The organism is Enterobacter cloacae complex sp. 302F9 (assembly GCF_050030335.1).
In the GTDB taxonomy this organism is placed as follows: domain Bacteria; phylum Pseudomonadota; class Gammaproteobacteria; order Enterobacterales; family Enterobacteriaceae; genus Enterobacter; species Enterobacter hormaechei_C.
In genome coordinates this window covers 1-13,590 of the sequence record NZ_JBLGUC010000002.1, presented here as the reverse complement: position 1 = coordinate 13,590, position 13,590 = coordinate 1, and the positions used below count along the sequence as shown (strand labels likewise).

General features: G+C 48.1%; 14 protein-coding genes and 1 pseudogene. 8 read left to right on the top strand and 7 right to left on the bottom strand.

Annotation, left to right across the window (positions count from 1 at the left end; translation table 11 throughout):
* Nucleotides 1-26: 26 nt before the first annotated feature.
* Nucleotides 27-1,319, top strand: a complete 1,293-nt coding sequence (locus ACQG0T_RS23355) for a DUF2254 domain-containing protein (RefSeq protein WP_023304011.1) — start codon at nucleotides 27-29, stop codon at nucleotides 1,317-1,319.
* A 40-nt stretch (nucleotides 1,320-1,359) separates the two neighbouring features.
* Nucleotides 1,360-2,340, top strand: a complete 981-nt coding sequence (locus ACQG0T_RS23350) for an IS5-like element ISKpn26 family transposase (RefSeq protein WP_060415436.1) — start codon at nucleotides 1,360-1,362, stop codon at nucleotides 2,338-2,340.
* Nucleotides 2,341-2,378: 38 nt separating this feature from the next.
* Here ACQG0T_RS23350 and ACQG0T_RS23345 read toward each other — a convergent pair whose 3' ends face one another.
* The 4 genes from ACQG0T_RS23345 to ACQG0T_RS23330 all read right to left on the bottom strand — a co-directional run bounded on the left by ACQG0T_RS23345 (nucleotide 2,379) and on the right by ACQG0T_RS23330 (nucleotide 4,034).
* A complete protein-coding gene (locus tag ACQG0T_RS23345; protein ID WP_077271630.1) occupies nucleotides 2,379-2,603 on the bottom strand; it encodes an Hha/YmoA family nucleoid-associated regulatory protein in 225 nt (74 codons plus the stop codon).
* Between the two features lie 106 nt (nucleotides 2,604-2,709).
* Nucleotides 2,710-3,192: a hypothetical protein gene (locus ACQG0T_RS23340; RefSeq protein ID WP_045899846.1), complete on the bottom strand. Its 483-nt coding sequence runs from the start codon at nucleotides 3,190-3,192 to the stop codon at nucleotides 2,710-2,712.
* 33 nt (nucleotides 3,193-3,225) lie between these two features.
* Nucleotides 3,226-3,801 carry a hypothetical protein gene (locus tag ACQG0T_RS23335; protein WP_060415435.1) on the bottom strand — a complete coding sequence of 192 codons (576 nt, stop codon included), beginning with the start codon at nucleotides 3,799-3,801 and terminating at the stop codon, nucleotides 3,226-3,228.
* Nucleotides 3,798-4,034 (bottom strand): hypothetical protein, encoded by a 237-nt coding sequence (locus tag ACQG0T_RS23330; RefSeq protein WP_060415434.1) that lies wholly within the window; start codon nucleotides 4,032-4,034, stop codon nucleotides 3,798-3,800. Before ACQG0T_RS23330 ends, ACQG0T_RS23335 begins: the two co-directional genes overlap by 4 nt.
* Before the next feature lie 315 nt (nucleotides 4,035-4,349).
* Between ACQG0T_RS23330 and ACQG0T_RS23325 the strand changes: the two genes are divergently transcribed.
* The 6 genes and pseudogenes from ACQG0T_RS23325 to ACQG0T_RS23300 all read left to right on the top strand — a co-directional run bounded on the left by ACQG0T_RS23325 (nucleotide 4,350) and on the right by ACQG0T_RS23300 (nucleotide 10,755).
* On the top strand, nucleotides 4,350-7,469 hold the full coding sequence (locus ACQG0T_RS23325; RefSeq protein ID WP_060415433.1) for a hypothetical protein: 3,120 nt from the start codon (nucleotides 4,350-4,352) through the stop codon (nucleotides 7,467-7,469).
* Between the two features lie 155 nt (nucleotides 7,470-7,624).
* A pseudogene (locus ACQG0T_RS23320) lies at nucleotides 7,625-7,825 on the top strand (hypothetical protein); the annotation flags it as partial.
* A 214-nt stretch (nucleotides 7,826-8,039) separates the two neighbouring features.
* Entirely contained in the window at nucleotides 8,040-8,258 is a 219-nt protein-coding gene (gene ccdA, locus ACQG0T_RS23315) for a type II toxin-antitoxin system antitoxin CcdA (RefSeq protein WP_063445614.1), read from the top strand.
* A gap of 1 nt (nucleotide 8,259) precedes the next feature.
* Entirely contained in the window at nucleotides 8,260-8,565 is a 306-nt protein-coding gene (gene ccdB / locus ACQG0T_RS23310; protein WP_006788214.1) for a type II toxin-antitoxin system toxin CcdB, read from the top strand.
* Nucleotides 8,566-8,746: 181 nt separating this feature from the next.
* A complete protein-coding gene (locus ACQG0T_RS23305; RefSeq protein WP_016946794.1) occupies nucleotides 8,747-9,763 on the top strand; it encodes a hypothetical protein in 1,017 nt (338 codons plus the stop codon).
* A gap of 197 nt (nucleotides 9,764-9,960) precedes the next feature.
* A complete protein-coding gene (locus tag ACQG0T_RS23300; RefSeq protein ID WP_016240356.1) occupies nucleotides 9,961-10,755 on the top strand; it encodes a site-specific integrase in 795 nt (264 codons plus the stop codon).
* Between the two features lie 431 nt (nucleotides 10,756-11,186).
* Here ACQG0T_RS23300 and ACQG0T_RS23295 read toward each other — a convergent pair whose 3' ends face one another.
* From ACQG0T_RS23295 to ACQG0T_RS23285, 3 genes are all read right to left on the bottom strand, one after another.
* Nucleotides 11,187-11,489, bottom strand: coding sequence for a hypothetical protein (locus tag ACQG0T_RS23295; RefSeq protein ID WP_004197636.1), 303 nt, complete (start codon nucleotides 11,487-11,489; stop codon nucleotides 11,187-11,189).
* Complete coding sequence (locus ACQG0T_RS23290; protein WP_016946792.1) at nucleotides 11,486-12,112, bottom strand: ParA family plasmid-partitioning AAA ATPase; 627 nt, start codon at nucleotides 12,110-12,112, stop codon at nucleotides 11,486-11,488. The genes ACQG0T_RS23295 and ACQG0T_RS23290 overlap by 4 nt, the downstream gene beginning before the upstream one ends.
* 584 nt (nucleotides 12,113-12,696) lie before the next feature.
* Nucleotides 12,697-13,572, bottom strand: coding sequence for a RepB family plasmid replication initiator protein (locus tag ACQG0T_RS23285; RefSeq protein WP_004098982.1), 876 nt, complete (start codon nucleotides 13,570-13,572; stop codon nucleotides 12,697-12,699).
* Nucleotides 13,573-13,590 lie beyond the last annotated feature (18 nt).

Sequence of the window (13,590 nt, the reverse complement as noted above, 5' to 3'; positions counted from 1 at the left end):
CCGAACTTAATACAAGGATATGCTGAATGATTTTACGCTGGCAATGGATTCTCAGGCAGACACTTAAAAAACTATGGTTCAGGGCAACGTTATTTGCAATGGTAGCAATAATAACGGCCCTTTTATCTATTCTTTTTAGATCAATGATCCCAGAGTCAGTATCAGTGAAGGTTGGTGCGGAAGCAGTTGATAATATTCTGAACATACTGGCATCGAGTATGCTGGCGGTGACCACATTTTCACTGAGTATCATGGTCACCGCTTACGGTTCAGCCACTACTAATGTGACGCCCAGAGCCACGCGTTTAGTTGTAGAAGACGTAACCACACAAAATGTACTGGCCACTTTTATCGGTTCTTTTCTCTTCAGCCTGGTAGGGATTATTGCCCTCAATATGGGAGCCTACGGAGAAAGGGGTAGAGTCATTTTATTCATTGTAACACTGGTTGTCATTGCCTTAATAATCATCACATTGCTTCGCTGGATACAGCATTTGACCTCTCTGGGCAGGGTAGGTGAGACAACAGCAAAAGTAGAACAGGCGGCGATCGAGACATTTATTGCGAGAGCAAAAAGTCCATGTCTTGGCGGATATCCATGGCTTGAGAACAATGAACAACCAAAAGGAACTGTTGCCGTATATCCGGAGAAAATTGGCTATGTTGAATATATTGACATGGTCAAGCTCGGCAGTCTGCTGAGCAATGATCCTCGTCATGTATATCTTGTGGCGCAGCCAGGCAGTTTCATACATCCATCGATGCCAGTTTTGTACCTGAGTTCTGGTCAGGAGTCATCAATCTGTACCGATTTACTTGAAACGATCATTGTCTCGGATGTGCGTTCATTTGCTCAGGATCCCCGATTCTGTCTCAGCGTCATGGCCGAAATAGCCTGCAGGGCCCTTTCGCCCGCAGTAAACGATCCCGGTACTGCGATTGATGTCATTGGCAGAGGTGTTCGAATACTCTCCGCTTACGCGCAGAATAAAATAGATGAAACTGAAGTGATATATCCTTCAGTACATGTTGCGCCACTTCAGATCAAAGACCTACTGGAAGACTTTTTCTTACCTGTTGCACGTGATGGTGCGAGTATGAGGGAGATTCAGATAAGAGTCCTTAAAGGACTGTCTATGCTGAGTAAGGGTTGGCCTGGGATGTTTGCTGAAGCCGCACATATACTGGCATCTGAAACATTAGAGCATGCAACTCGTACTGGTCATATAGCCCATGACGAATATCTTATAAAATCAATTTATTATAATTTATTCAGTGGCGAAAATCCTAAGGAAGGTGCGAACAAGTTCCTGATATGAGATCATCATATTCATCCGGAGCGCATCCCAGAGGGACATCATGAGCCATCAACTCACCTTCGCCGATAGTGAATTCAGCACTAAGCGCCGTCAGACCCGAAAAGAGATTTTCCTCTCCCGCATGGAGCATATTCTGCCATGGCAGAATATGACCGCTGTCATCGAGCCGTTTTATCCCAAGGCGGGCAATGGCCGACGGCCCTATCCGCTGGAGACCATGCTGCGTATTCACTGCATGCAGCATTGGTACAACCTGAGCGACGGTGCCATGGAAGATGCCCTGTACGAAATCGCCTCCATGCGCCTGTTTGCCCGATTATCCCTGGATAGCGCCCTGCCGGATCGCACCACCATCATGAATTTCCGCCACCTGCTCGAGCAGCATCAACTGGCCCGTCAATTGTTCAAGACCATCAATCGCTGGCTGGCCGAAGCAGGCGTCATGATGACCCAAGGCACTTTGGTGGATGCCACCATCATTGAGGCACCCAGCTCTACCAAGAACAAAGAGCAGCAACGCGATCCGGAGATGCATCAGACCAAGAAAGGCAATCAGTGGCACTTTGGCATGAAGGCCCACATTGGTGTCGATGCCAAGAGTGGCCTGACCCACAGCCTGGTCACCACCGCGGCCAACGAGCATGACCTCAATCAGCTGGGTAATCTGCTTCATGGAGAGGAGCAATTTGTCTCAGCCGATGCCGGCTACCAAGGAGCGCCACAGCGCGAGGAGCTGGCCGAGGTGGATGTGGACTGGCTGATCGCCGAGCGTCCCGGCAAGGTAAAAACCTTGAAGCAGCATCCGCGCAAGAACAAAACGGCCATCAACATCGAATACATGAAAGCCAGCATCCATGCCAGGGTGGAGCACCCGTTTCGCATCATCAAGCGGCAGTTCGGCTTCGTGAAAGCCAGATACAAGGGGCTGCTGAAAAACGATAACCAACTGGCGATGTTATTCACCCTGGCCAACCTGTTTCGGGTGGACCAAATGATACGTCAGTGGGAGAGATCTCAGTAAAAACCGGAAATAACGCCAGAAATGGTGGAAAAAATAGCCTAAATAGGCTGATTCGATGTGTTTGCGGGAAAAAAATCGGCCCAGATCCGCGAAATTTTAATCAGCGAGTCAGCTTGGGAAGACATGATCTGCTTATTCGCACCTTCCTTAAAGGGTTCCAGTTCGTCGTCGGTCAGATCGTATTTGTTTTTTTCTATCACTTTTTCAAGCGTGTCTCTGGAAGTACAGCGTCTGAGGCATAACAGCCATTCCTGTCTGGTCATGTAATTTATGCAATAGCACCGGGAAGAAGTCGCTTATCTTAAGTGGTACGCTTCAGATCTGTCTATGAGACAACCCCGTGTACCGACAGAACAGGACGGAAAGCGGTTAATTCAGCCCGTTATGCTGAACATAATCGCTGATGCTCAGGCCTGACTTGCGGATATCATCCGAAACCTTGCGGTACTGATCTTTCCACTCTTCTGGCATGTCCCGGAGAACCGCTATTTTACAGGCCACACTGTAGGGGGTACGCCCCAGCTTTTCGGCCAGCCAGAACAGATGAACGCCCACCTCTTCGTCCGGTACGGATTCGAGGGCATCAAGCAGCATCGTCCCCTCTTCTTCCCGCCAGGGTTCGCCGGCATGCGGAAAACGTGGGTCGGGCACACGTTCCTGTTTCTCTTCCTTTAGTTTCGACGCTGCCGGAACGCTGGACTTCTTCATACTGACGCGCGCTTTCATGGCACCGATGGCGGCGACGGCCCGGACCAAATCCTCGCGCTCCTGGCGCGTCAGCAGGCTGTCCTCACAAATCAGGGCATTCAGATTATCGATCAGCGTATTCAGTTTGGGTTCTGTTAATTTCATTCTTCTGTTCTCATTCCTTGCATGTGGTGTCGGTCAGTCCCGGCTCTCATTCACCTGGATGGTGACCGGCAGTCCTGCATCAAAACAGGTCTGATACCAGCTGGCCACCTGCAGGGGATCGCCCTCTTTTATCCGGCGTATGCCGCCGGCATCCGTCAGCTGCAGGCAGGTGGACCCGTCCGGACGGATCACGTAGGCCGCTTCCCTGATGGTGTAATGGTCGTCATCCAGCTGCAGCGCCACCGCATCACCGGCAGCCGTCTGGCGTAACGGCAGACGCCGGACGTCTGTCAGCCGTTGTCGTGCCGTTTCAGCCTCGCGTTCTGCCTGGAAGAGCGGTTCTGCAATGCCGCGACCGGCCTCCGTCAGCTCGACGGCCAGCTGCAGGTTCGGGGCGCGCAGGGTGCGCAGCCAGCCCGCAGCTTCCATGCGCCGGCAGGAGGCGCGCAGGTTCGGCCCGTACACCGGGGCGTCCCCGCCCTGCTCCAGCACCCGCTCGATATCCCGCGTCGCCACCGGCCCCGGACGTTTCGCATCGAGGGCGGCCAGCACAATCAGCACCCGCCGCTGCAGCGGTGACGGACGTCGGCTTTTTACCGTTCCATTCATTCTTTCATTCCGGCTACACGTTCCTGAAAACGACGGAGGTCAGCCTGTACCGGGCTGAAGTCGGATGCCCCTGCTTTAGCAAGCTCAGACCACAGAAATATGACAGCTTCCACACTGGAAATTTTCGCTGCCGTCGTCTGATCCTGGCGCTTTTTGATAGCTTCAATGACCTCTGTTGTTGTCGCGGCCAGCTGTTCATAGCTGAGTGAAAAATTCACTTCTTTCTCATCCATCCTGCACGCTCCGTCTGAAGATGTCCCGTTATGTTAAAAATCATACTCTATATGATTTAGTTCCTATGTGACAAACATCATATCAGATATGATTATTTGGTTAATGATAAATATCACACTCAGTATGATTTTATGCGTCTGGTTTGATTATCATATCTCTTGAGGGATTCCCGCCGCGCAGATCCGAAAATTGTCTAAATCGGATAACAGGGTGACGAACTTTGCACGAAGGGCATCGGGTGACATTTTCCAGAGAAAAAAAGGTCCCTACCGCTTATTATTCATAAAATTTCTTATGGAACACGCAGGATATCTATGTTTGGAAAACTTCTTAAAAGTGTCTCATGGCAGGTGAGAGCTGAACTCCGACGGAGCCTGAAGTCGAACCAGGATTACAAAAAACTTCGCTGGAACCGGGTGGAGAGAATACTTATTGCCTGCACCACCCATTACATCCGGGCTATGCTGGTCCTCTGGTCCGCAGCCTTCGGGGCTGTTTGCGTGGTCGAATATTTTCGCCCTGTATTACAACCTTTCGCTCTGCAGCATTTTAAGGGCATTACCACGCTTTCAGGTTGGATGTCTAATTTACTGGGTAGCCAGTTGACTATTATCGGTATCGTTTTTCCACTTGTCGTGGGCCTTATAAGTGTTCTGTTTCAAAAAAAATCAGCAAGGATGCATATTCAGTCAGCATATCAACTTCATTCCGGATATTTGTTTTCTGGTCTGAGTGGACTGTCACTTGCCGCATTTATTGTGGTGGGCGGTATGATGTTATCTGTTGGTGACAGATATCTTAATACAGCTTTCGCCGTTACTGCTTTTGTGTGGATGCTTTTCAATATTATTCTGTCTATCTGGTTCTTCGTCTCCAGTCTGAATGTCCTGGATGAGAGCAAGCGCGATCGACTATTGAATAAGTTTTTTTTGTCTCAGATAGTGGATGACTACATACAAAAAGCATATATTCTGGCGTGGCTGCGCTACCCGGGGGCTAACGTAGGTGAAAATTACCTCGGTAATATTAAAATACTGCCTTACTCAATCTCTGAGAAAAACGAGATGCTTCATGTTAAATCTAATGTCAGTAAAGGTGATGTTGTTACAGACATTTATATAAGGCCATTTTTATTTCTGCTGAGAAGGCTAGAGGCGGTAGATGGGCAGGATGCGGAAATTATCATTCTGCCCTCCTTTGGTGTTCGTTCCGGTGAACTGACTTTAATGTCATTGAAAAATATCAAGCCTGTTTCAGGATTGTGGCGGTGGTTATTTATCCGTTGTATTATAACAGGACGCCCTGAGAAGAAAAGGGATCTGGATGATATTACTTTTGATTTCTTTGGTGAGGCTTACGATGCACTTAATGATAAAAATATTAGCGTCTTCAGAGCAGGAATTGAAAGATTAACAGATACCTATACCTCTATCAAAAGAAGTTACAATTACGGGGTTGATAAAAATTATCTGGATGAAGTAAAAGAATCAGGTTTTAGCCATACTTTCAGTGATTCATTCCATTATGAATTGAGAAAGTTTTTTCGTGAATCCGTAAAATCAACGGAATATTCAGGCGAATATTTCCGTGAATCGATGGCCATTCCATTGCATGTGTACAGAAAAACACAGAGCACGTGTTTTACCGATTTCAGACAGTTTTTACTTTCGCTTTTCAGGGTGTGGCATGTGTTAAACGACTGGAAAGCGGGACTGGGGGGCCCCCTCTCGGCCAGCCAGGAGCTGACTCACCAGGCCCTTATCCGCGAGTTCATCGGACTGTGGGAAGGCTGGAGTATGACCACGATCACTGGCAAACCCGGGAGTGAAGATTCTACTGGCCGCCTGATGTATCATCTGCATAATACCGTCAGGCTTCTTATTCCGTCAGTGGTTGCCGATAATGCCTCTTCCGTGCGATATGCTCACGACGTTCTCTGCCTCTGGTTTAATCAGAACCGGTTTACACGGTACTGGGAGGAAGAGTACCGCTGGCACAGTTTCTTCCTGACTCCGGATTATCTGTCCCTGAAGGAGACAGAACCGCAGTGGGATATGTTACTCAGGGGCAGCATGTATAAAAAAGATGCGGCTTTGTCCATTATGTTTGCAAATGCCTTATCTGATTTGCGGTTGTTAATGGCAGGGTATCTTATTGCTCATTTTGAACCGCAAAAAAATATAGACTTAGCCGATCTTGTAAATCATCTCATTATGTCTGAATTATATGAAGATAGAGATACACATGACACGCTGACACCTGCATTCAGATGTTCTGTCGATATCATTGACATGATACTGAGAATTGAGCACTGTAATCTGCATACGAATACAAGCTGGTACAGCGGGTTATCCGAAACCATTGAGGTTATGAACTCATATAATGAAAGGCCTTACATTCCCGGGCGGGTGTATACAGGAGTAAATGAGGATATTGGCAGCCTCTACGGAGCGTTCTCCTTACTGGCCATAAAGCTCGCGCGACCAGCTGAACAGGTTACGCAGCGCGTTAATGAAGCCCTGGCGGGAAGGTTGTTTTCCTATTTCAGTAAAGACAGAATAATTTCTATTCTTGAACGACTGAAACGAGACCCTTCAGTTCCTTATGAAGGTTATATTATTTCAGAAGCGGATTATGCAACGAATGTGGTGTTCTTTAATGATGTTCTGGATAAATACATAGATGTCTTCAACCGTAGTAAAACGGCAGATATCGTTGCTGCTGAAGTAGACCAGGAGCGACTCAGAAATACTGATACTCGTCTTACAAACGAACTTCCTGGGGCATTGTCTGAAGATGTTCTGCTTAAATACTTCACGTTTACTCAAAATTCAGAATGTGATCGCAACTGGCTGGTGAGATACATTCCTGTTGGTGTTTCCAAAGATTATGTTGCCAGAGATCTTAATCAGAATGTCTACGGAGATTTTCCTTCGGTATCAGAAGTGAAGAGAAATATTCTCCACAGACTGCATTATGAACTGTGGAAATCACAGGCTAAATTAACAATTGAGGTCAATAATCTCGAAACGCTCTTAATGGAAGTCGCGCAACGGTCCGCTGATCAGAATAACTACATTCTGATGATCTATGGTTCCCGCTTCAGCGAAGAACTGAGGGAGCTGGTCTACCAGCCGGCAAGGCATGACGCGTTTAGCATACATGTTGATGTATCGGCCAGAGGTAGCCGCTCTCTGCCCTTCAGGATCAATAACTGTCTTATTTACCTTGTCCTCAATTCCGAACAGAAATTTTCACTTATGGTCAGTGCTGAATCCTTTGGTGAACTCAGGTTGTTCAGGTATCCGGATGGAACCCTTTTTAACACTTTCTACCGCAGCAACGGTGATCCACTTGAAGGTGTGATGAAAACGCTCTGGGAAATGGAGATGGAAATTACCGATACACCAGTGGTGCGGTTTGAACATCGCTGAGCAAAATTAAGGTGACCCCGGATGGGGTCGCTGTTAAATTGCTTTGTTGTTAATAATTAATTTGAATTGCGATATTTACAGCAATAATCCACTCATCACAACAATTCACTCTTTTTTGTGCTTATCCTGCAATAATCTCTCTCTTCCTCTCCTGAGATCCGAAAAGATGTTGTTCCGGATCTTCGTTCCTGCCCCCGGCGCGCAGCGGCCAGGAAACACAAGATGTAGCGGTGTTCCTGGCTGACAGTGACGCTATATGTTGTGTCCCTCCCCTGCCCCGTGACCGGCCGCTCACCACCCTAAAAGGACGCTTTGCTTATTCCCTGGCCGTGGTACACTTCCGGAAACTTCGCTAAACGTGAAAAGTCGGATCCGACCGGAACGGCTGTCCGGTAATTTAATGTCGTGACTGTATGGATGATTGTTATATCCTGGTTGATTATTTTTTATGTGAGTTTCACGGTGTGAAATGAATAGCGACATAACAGTATGCTTCAGCCGGGCGTGTGTCAGCTGCATCATTAAGCTATACTGATATGCATATCATTAGTATGTATTCAGGAGTGCATTATGAAGCAGCGCATCACCGTCACCATAGACAGCGACAGTTATCAGCTACTGAAATCCGCGGACGTCAATATATCCGGTCTGGTGAACACGGCCATGCAGAATGAGGCCCGCCGTTTGCGTGCCGAACGCTGGCAGGCTGAAAATCAGGAAGGGATGGCCGAGGTTGCCCGGTTTATTGAAATGAACGGTTCATTCGCCGACGAAAACAGGGACTGGTGAGATGCAGTTTAAGGTTTATGCCTATAAAAGAGAGAGCCGCTATCGTCTGTTCGTGGATGTGCAGAGTGACATCATCGATACCCCCGGGCGGCGGATGGTGATCCCGCTGGCCAGCGCCCGGCTGCTGTCGGATAAGGTCTCCCGTGAGCTCTATCCGGTGGTGCACATCGGGGACGAGAGCTGGCGCCTGATGACCACGGACATGGCCAGCGTCCCGGCCTCCGTCACCGGGGAGGAAGTGGCCGATCTCCGCCACCGGGAAAATGACATCAAAAATGCGATAAACCTGATGTTCTGGGGAATTTGACATTGAAGGACGGGGAGGATGTCAAAACGAAGCCATTGACGCAGAGATTAACCCTCACACGGTGACTGTACTGAACTGCTCCTCCGGAGCGGATGGCCTGCCGTCTTTCGCGACGACAGGGGACACTGCCCTATCTGATAACTGCTGACAGTTGCAGGGTATAACCCTGAGGGAAAAAAAGATGACCGACGGCGTGACCCGGGCTGATGTCGACAAAACAATGTGGCTCGTGACACTGGCGGATATCATTACAAATAACAGTACCCGCCAGGAGGAAAATCTGGTCGTCATTCTGAGCAGGGAGGAATCGTGGGACCCGGCTTCTGAACGTAATTCCGACGCGTTGTATCGGGCCTCCTGCATAATGACACTGTATCTGGCCGATACTGAACAGACGAAGACTCAGACTTTCACTGCAAACTACTGGCCTCTACTGAGTTCCCTGCACCTGTTTACAGAGGAATTCAGACTGGAAGAGCGCCTGCGGGGACACGGCCTGGGTACCTGGATCACGCAGCAGTTTGTGCTCTGGGCCAGATGCCTTCCGCCAGAAACCCGGGTTTTGCCGATTGAAATTTCCCAGGTTGATGAAGAAAAAGAAGAAAACAAGATCCGGAGGGACAGGCTGTGGCACGCAATGGGGTTCCGGTTCCCGGCCGGGGAAACCCGCTCAATGCCGCTGCGGGCAGACGAACTGCAGTTGCCGCGGGGCAGGTATTCAACGCTCCGGGTGGAGCCACTGGCATCCGGGGTACGCCGTCTGGAAGACTGTTATCGCGGGCTGCAGGAAAAAATCGTGCAGCTCGAAGGCAAAAAACGGTCGCAAAAACAGTTGATTGCTTCACATAAGAATCGTCCTTTTTATCATCTGTGGCACAGAAAAGGGGGCCAGCTCCCGGACGAGAAATGTGATGCCCTGCCACTGCGGGCAGAAACACTGTCTCTGCCGCAGATCGGGGATTCAGACCTGGAGGTGGCGCAACGGGCAACCGGGGTCATCCGGCTGGCTACCCTGTGTGCTCAGTCGCAGAAAAGAATCCTGGAGCTGGAAAGGGATCTTGCCTCACAAAGTGAGGAGCTCGTTGACCTGCAGGCACATCCCTTTTTTAACCTGTGGGATAAATACCGCGACCTGATCCTGTTCTGGGGGGGCGTGGTGACTTTTCTGGACTTTATCAAGTGGATGTTGGGGGCATGAATGTTCCCGTTCCATAGCCACACACTGAAGAGGACTGAAACCAGTGCCCGAAAATATCGGGTCTGTAATCACTGACGGGGTAGTTTTGTTTGCGACTTCGTCTGTTTTCTGGCTGGCCGTCGCTGGCTGGTTAGTCATCCTGACTCCGGTAATATTACGAAGAAAATTCTCGGCAAAGAAAAAAGTTAACAGAAATTATGAATAACCTGGTTCCAGTTGGATCTCCGTCATCTCCCGGAACATTGCTTCCGGTGGCCATCGATTACCCTGCCGCCCTCGCCCTGCGCCAGATGGCGCTCGTGCAGGATGAACTGCCGAAATACCTGCTGGCGCCGGAAGTCAGCGCCCTGCTCCATTACGTGCCGGATCTTCACCGCAAGATGCTGCTGGCGACGCTGTGGAACACCGGCGCGCGCATTAATGAAGCGCTCGCGCTGACCCGGGGGGATTTTTCACTGACGCCGCCGTATCCGTTCGTGCAGCTGGCCACGCTCAAGCAGCGCGCCGAGAAAGCGGCCAGGACGGCAGGTCGTGCTCCCGCAGGCAGTCAGGTCCATCGTCTTGTTCCGCTTTCCGATCACCACTACGTCAGCCAGCTACAGATGATGGTGGCCACCCTGAAAATTCCGCTGGAAAGACGAAACAAGCACACCGGCAGAATTGAGAAGGCGCGTATCTGGGAGATCACAGACCGTACCGTCCGCACCTGGCTTAGCGAAGCGGTGGAGGCCGCAGCGGCCGACGGGGTGACGTTCTCAGTACCGGTGACCCCCCATACGTTCCGTCACTCCTACGCGATGCACATGCTGTACGCCGGTATTCCGCTGAAAGTGCTGCAGAGCCTGATGGGCCACAAATCGATTAGCTCGACGGAGGTCTATACGAAGGTGTTTGCGCTCGATGTCGCAGCGCGCCATCGTGTGCAGTTCGCCATGCCGGAAGCTGAAGCTGTTGCGTTGATAAAAAAGTTAACCCCAGACCAATCTACATAGGTCAACTATGGGTATACCCCAGGTTTCGACCTAAAGTAGTTCTTGTGTGGGAAACAGTCCAAGCTTAATGGGGGGCTTATCCTGCCTCACCTTCTACAGCTATCAATCACATTAATGATGTTCAGAAAGGCCCTCATTGCCCTAAAGAAATAAAATGCAGCCATGAAAATAAAGAATAATTGAGATACAACTCCTGCTAAATCATGGTTGCTACCAGCCACTGATAGCAACGTAAATAGTAATGCAAGCGAAAAATATAAGGCAATTGTAGTATTTGAATTCATGTATATCCCCTTATGTATAGGACTGAGGCCACCCCCAAATTTTCACTATCGCGCAGTTATTGCCTCGATATAAAAGGTGTTACCATCCTGAACAAGATAACAAGATAACAAGATAACAAGATAACAAGATAACAAGATAACAAGATATTATCGTTGTTTTGCTTCTGCGATTAATCTGGATATCTCTGTTTTTGATAAACTTTTTAGTGCCTCTACCGCTGCCCTGACTACGTCAGAACGATTCACTCTGCTTTTACCTGAAATCATTTCACCCGTTATAAGATCATCAATGTCTTTTAAGTTTTCTTCAAAAAAGGAAATGCTCACTGGTTTTGCTTTACTTACAGCCAATGGTCTCTCTGAAGTCACTTTGGTATTATCAATACCAGCAGTACCACCGTTAATAAACGCTGCCTCATCACGAGATGGAGTATTTGCTCTATTTCTCACAGAATAACCTCTTTAACTAACGATTCGATTTCTTGTTGTGCTTTGTCATTTTGCGTTTCAAATATTGTCATTGATTCTGCCCAAGCATCTCGATGCGCTTTTCGATCACAAACTCGGGAGTTAGCCAGCCGCATTTCAGGATAATCCTTGAGTACGTCAGCTGCCTGATTTGCTTCATTGACAAACATGTTCGTGGGCGTCATGTTTAAAACGAGATATCCCCGGACGTCCTCATTAAAATCTTTTGCTGCTGTAAAAACAGAGCATGTATGAGGCACTACATCCAGGTCCATCTGAGAAGGCCGCAACGGAGAAATGAATACGTCAGCGGCCATCAACCCACTACGCATTTCTGCACTGTCGCGGCCAGCACAGTCTGCGATGACAAAGTCATAAGATTTCTCGTGTTCCTTTAGCATGGCTTTGATGTTGCCTGTTGCGCCAGTAACCGGAATATGGGGAAGATCTTCAGGACGATTGTTGTACCAGGTCAATACAGATTTCTGGTCATCTGCGTCGACAATGATCACTCGATTGCCCAGTGACATCAGATACGCAGCTATAGATACCGCCAGTGTACTTTTACCAACCCCACCCTTTTGACTACCCAATACTATTATCATCACAGCCTCATATTAAGTTGTTAAGTTAACAACTTAATATTGCCAAACAGGCGGCAATATTGCAATATCTTTATTAAGTTAACATCTTATTAAGTTAATAACTACATGAATTATAATTGAATTACCTTTATACCTTAACAAATTGGCAAGATGTTAGGATAACAAGATAACAAGATAACAAGATAACAAGATGGCAAAGTGGTGCCTTTATCCGAAATCCCCATAGAACCGCATAATGCGGCTTTCAACTCCAGGCTACCTTTAGGGAGGGTAGTATCAACCAGTTATGACCGCGTGAAGCAAAAAGTGGGGTGTAGTGGGAAGCCTTTGAATCTTCGGTGTGTCGAAGTGGGGAGTTGGTGAGACAAATTTGGTAAAAGGTGGGGAGAAGCGGGATTGCTTTTCACTTCTATCCAAAAAGGTGTGTTGAAGTGGGAAGGTGCGTAAGTATATACAGATAAAAACACACATTTAACAGGTTCTCATCCCGCTACAACACACCTATTAAGACGTTTAAGGCGAGGCTTCCCCTTACAACACACCTATCAAAATGTTTAAGAAGAGAGCTCCCGTTTCAACACACCTTATACAGCTGTTCCTGGTTTCAGATTTGCTGAGCGACGGTGGATCAGAATGAAAGTCTCTTTACCTTTTTTGGTGATGCTGTGGTCAAGGTACCCAATATCCTGCAACTGCTTGAGGGCCAGTTTAATGATACGGTTCTGTTCCTTTACCGGAGAGAGCAATGAGAGCCTGTCTCGTATTCGTTTGAAAGATATGGGGACTGGGTTCGTAGGCAGACTTTCGATGAAAGTATACAGGGCCTGAGCTGCTTCCTTTCGGGTTAAAGCATTTATCGGCTTATGTCGTAGCAGAACAGTGTAATCAGTTTGGTAGAGTTCCCATAGTCGCTGATCAGCTTCAAGTTCCACCTGGTCGTTTGCAAAATCCAGTTCACCTGTCTTAAGCAAACCTGTTACGGAAACTTTTTGAAGGCCCTCTGAGTCGCTACGGGTAAAGGTAATAGTCTTGCCACGTATCCTGGTCAAAGCTTCTGAAATACTTTTTCTAAGACGGGAATCGAATCTCTTAGACTCAAAGCGGCACATTCCAGCAAACTCATGAAAAGTAAGCTTAATGCTGTTGGTTTTTAAACCGTACTTACTGAAAGCTTCTATGATACCGACCCATACCTTGAAGTCGATGGCCATACTCAACCGTTCACCGGTTATACGAATATCGTCGTAACCCTCCCGCCTTGAGAATTCCAAATCCTTGAGAACAGAGGTCGCATCGATTGATGTTCTAGTGCCCTTTGCAGGCCTGCTTGAAGGAACAAAAACATTTAATCTCATCAGGGCTACAGGCTGAACTGTGGCCTTACTTGTGACGGTGAGTTTATTGTTAACACTTTCACAATCTGGACCTATAACCTCGCCGATATAAACATTCTCATTCATATAGTTATATCCATTCAT

What these genes read in the sequence shown, in the direction of transcription:
- ACQG0T_RS23355 (WP_023304011.1), top strand. Translation starts at nt 27, where the DNA reads ATGATTTTACGCTGGCAATGGATTCTCAGGCAGACACTTAAAAAACTA.
- ACQG0T_RS23350 (WP_060415436.1), top strand. Translation starts at nt 1,360, where the DNA reads ATGAGCCATCAACTCACCTTCGCCGATAGTGAATTCAGCACTAAGCGC.
- ACQG0T_RS23345 (WP_077271630.1), bottom strand. Translation starts at nt 2,603, where the DNA reads ATGACCAGACAGGAATGGCTGTTATGCCTCAGACGCTGTACTTCCAGA.
- ACQG0T_RS23340 (WP_045899846.1), bottom strand. Translation starts at nt 3,192, where the DNA reads ATGAAATTAACAGAACCCAAACTGAATACGCTGATCGATAATCTGAAT.
- ACQG0T_RS23335 (WP_060415435.1), bottom strand. Translation starts at nt 3,801, where the DNA reads ATGAATGGAACGGTAAAAAGCCGACGTCCGTCACCGCTGCAGCGGCGG.
- ACQG0T_RS23330 (WP_060415434.1), bottom strand. Translation starts at nt 4,034, where the DNA reads ATGGATGAGAAAGAAGTGAATTTTTCACTCAGCTATGAACAGCTGGCC.
- ACQG0T_RS23325 (WP_060415433.1), top strand. Translation starts at nt 4,350, where the DNA reads ATGTTTGGAAAACTTCTTAAAAGTGTCTCATGGCAGGTGAGAGCTGAA.
- ccdA (WP_063445614.1), top strand. Translation starts at nt 8,040, where the DNA reads ATGAAGCAGCGCATCACCGTCACCATAGACAGCGACAGTTATCAGCTA.
- ccdB (WP_006788214.1), top strand. Translation starts at nt 8,260, where the DNA reads ATGCAGTTTAAGGTTTATGCCTATAAAAGAGAGAGCCGCTATCGTCTG.
- ACQG0T_RS23305 (WP_016946794.1), top strand. Translation starts at nt 8,747, where the DNA reads ATGACCGACGGCGTGACCCGGGCTGATGTCGACAAAACAATGTGGCTC.
- ACQG0T_RS23300 (WP_016240356.1), top strand. Translation starts at nt 9,961, where the DNA reads ATGAATAACCTGGTTCCAGTTGGATCTCCGTCATCTCCCGGAACATTG.
- ACQG0T_RS23290 (WP_016946792.1), bottom strand. Translation starts at nt 12,112, where the DNA reads ATGATAATAGTATTGGGTAGTCAAAAGGGTGGGGTTGGTAAAAGTACA.
- ACQG0T_RS23285 (WP_004098982.1), bottom strand. Translation starts at nt 13,572, where the DNA reads ATGAATGAGAATGTTTATATCGGCGAGGTTATAGGTCCAGATTGTGAA.